The sequence below is a fragment of the Variovorax sp. YR634 genome, assembly GCF_900106655.1.
Classification (GTDB): Bacteria; Pseudomonadota; Gammaproteobacteria; order Burkholderiales; family Burkholderiaceae_C; genus Variovorax.
Genome location: NZ_FNOL01000055.1, coordinates 1 through 2,615 on the forward strand (window position 1 = coordinate 1; position 2,615 = coordinate 2,615).

Consider the following 2,615-nt stretch of genomic DNA (forward strand, 5'->3'; position numbering starts at 1 on the left):
AGGCCCGAGTCCTTGATGCCGCCGAAGGGCGTGAGCTCCAGGCGGTAGCCCGGCACCTCGCGCACGTTGACGCTGCCCACGTTCAGCTCGCGGATGAAGCGCGTGATGTAGTCCATGCGGTTCGTGCACACCGCCGACGACAGCCCGTAGGCCGTGCCGTTGGAGATGCGGATCGCCTCCTCGATCGTCCTGAAGCGGATCACCGGCGAGACCGGCCCGAAGGTCTCGTGCCTGGCCACCGTCATCTGCGGGTCCACATGGTCGAGCACCGTGGGCGAATACAGCGCACCGCTGCGCTCATTGCCGTACAGCAGCTTCGCACCCGCCTTGATCGCCTCATTGACCACCGCCTCGAACTGGATCGCAGCCGCCTCGTCGATCACCGTGCCCATGTCCGTGGCCGGGTCCATCGGGTCGCCGTACTTCAGCGCCCGCGTCTTGGCCAGCAGCAGCTCCACGAACCGGTCCGCCACCGCCTCGTGCACCAGCATGCGCTTGATCGCCGTGCAGCGCTGGCCCGAGTTCTTGTACGAGCCGCTGGCCGCCAGCGTGGCCGCCTCCTCGATGTCCGCGTCCTCCATCACGATGATCGGATCATTGCCCCCCAGCTCCAGGATCTGGCGCTTGTACACCGCCTTGCCCGCGATGTACTTGCCGATGGCCACGCCCCCCGTGAAGGTGACCAGGTCCACGTCGGCGCTGGTGAGCATCTCGTCGGCAATCTCGCGCGGGTCTCCCGTGATCACCGACAGCATCGGCGGCGGCAGGCCCGCCTCGTACAGGATGTCGGCCAGGATGAAGGCCGTCAGCGGCGTCTTCTCGCTGGGCTTGAGCACCATGCGGTTGTTGGTGGCAATGGAGGGCGCCACCTTGTGGATCACCTGGTTCAGCGGATGGTTGAACGGCGTGATGGCCGTGATCGCACCCTGCAGCGGCTCGCGCAGCGTGTAGACCTTGCGGCTCTTGCCGTGGTGCGTGAGGTCGCAGGAGAACACCTGGCCGTCGTCCACCAGCGCCTGGTTGGCCGCGAACAGCAGCACGTCGGAGGCGCGGCCCACTTCGTACAGCGAGTCCTTGCGGCACAGGCCCGACTCCATCGTGATCACGCGCGAGATCTCGTCCAGGCGCGAGGCGATGATCTCGCCCGCGCGCATCAGGATCTTGTAGCGCTCGTAGCGCGTGAGGGTGGGCTTGTAGTCGCGTGCGATCTTGTAGGCCACCCGAACATCTTCGAGCGTGGCCTTGGGCACGGTGGCGATCACTTCGCCGGTGTAGGGGTAGGTGACGTCGATCGTGCGGTCGCGGTGAATCCGCTCGCCGGCAATGCGCAGGGCTTCGCGGTGAATGGTGCCTGGCTTCAGGGTGGCTTGGCTCATGGGGGAGTGCTCCGGAAGTCGTTGTCGTTACTGGGCGTGGTTCAGCGCGAGGTCCAGCGCATCGAAGTTGCGCAGCCGGCGGCTGGCGGCAATGCCGGTGACCGGCCGGTTGCAGATCAGCGGCACGCGCTGCTCCGACACCCCGCCGTGCGAGCGCAGCGGCACTTCCAGCGCCGACAGGTCATGCCGGCTGGCCGAGGTGCCGATGACCGTGCTCTGCTCGCTGACCACCACGATGTCGCCGATGCGGTCGGGCGGCAGCTCGAAGCGCGCGGCCGCGTCCTTGCGCGAGAGCACCAGCTCCATGCCCGGCAGGCGCTGGATGCGCTCGATCCAGCCCGGCACGCGGGCCTCGTCGGGGGCGTACACGGTGGCAAACGAGCCCAGCGCACCGTGGTGCACCACGTACGGGTCGGTGATCGGCAGGATCACGCGGGCCTGGTCCTTGCCATACCAGTCGTCGAGCACGTCCTGCAGGTAGATGACCTTGGGGGCGCCATTGGCGTCGTGCTTGTCGTTCATGCCGTGGTCGGCCGTGAGCACGATGGTGGCGCCCAGCGCATCGAGCTGCGCGAGGTAGCCGTCCATCATGGCGTAGAAGGCGTTGGCCGCGGGGCTGCCGGGGGCGGCCTTGTGCTGCACGTAGTCGGTGGTCGACAGGTACATCAGGTCGGGGCGGCGCGATTCCATGAGCTTCACGCCTGCGGCGAAGACGAACTCCGAGAGCTCCGCGCTGTACACCGAGGGCACGGGCATGCCGACCATCTCGACCACGCCGTCGATGCCGTTCTCCTCGATGGTGGCCTGGTCGGCCTTCTCGGAGGAAAAGCAGATGCCCTTCATGCGGTGGCCCAGCAGCTTGCGCAGCTTGTCCTTGGCGGTGACCACCGCGAGCGAGGCGCCTGCGTCGGCGAAGGCTGCGAGCACGGTGCCTGCGCGCAGGTACTTGGGGTCGTTCATCATGACTTCCTGGCCGAGTTCGCGGTCGAAGAAGTAGTTGCCGCAGATGCCGTGCACGGCCGGTGGGGCGCCGGTGACGATGGACAGGTTGTTCGGGTTGGTGAAGGAGGGCACCACGCAGTCGGCCAGCAGGTCTGCTCCGGTCTTGCGCATGCGCTCGATGTACGGGGCTACGCCGGCTGCGATGGCGGCATCCAGGTACGCAGGCTCGCAGCCATCGACGCACACCACCACGACGGGGCGGCTCATCCAGCGGTAGCTGCGGGCATTGACTTCGAG

2 protein-coding genes are annotated in these 2,615 nt (G+C 67.3%); both read right to left on the bottom strand.

What is annotated here, in order from left to right; genetic code table 11:
- Nucleotides 1–1,376 (bottom strand): phosphonoacetaldehyde dehydrogenase (gene phnY / locus BLV60_RS33800; RefSeq protein WP_093060157.1); only part of this gene is annotated, 1,376 nt, incomplete at its 3' end.
- Between the two features lie 27 nt (nucleotides 1,377–1,403).
- Nucleotides 1,404–2,615 (bottom strand): phosphonoacetate hydrolase (phnA, locus tag BLV60_RS33805; protein WP_093060159.1); only part of this gene is annotated, 1,212 nt, incomplete at its 5' end.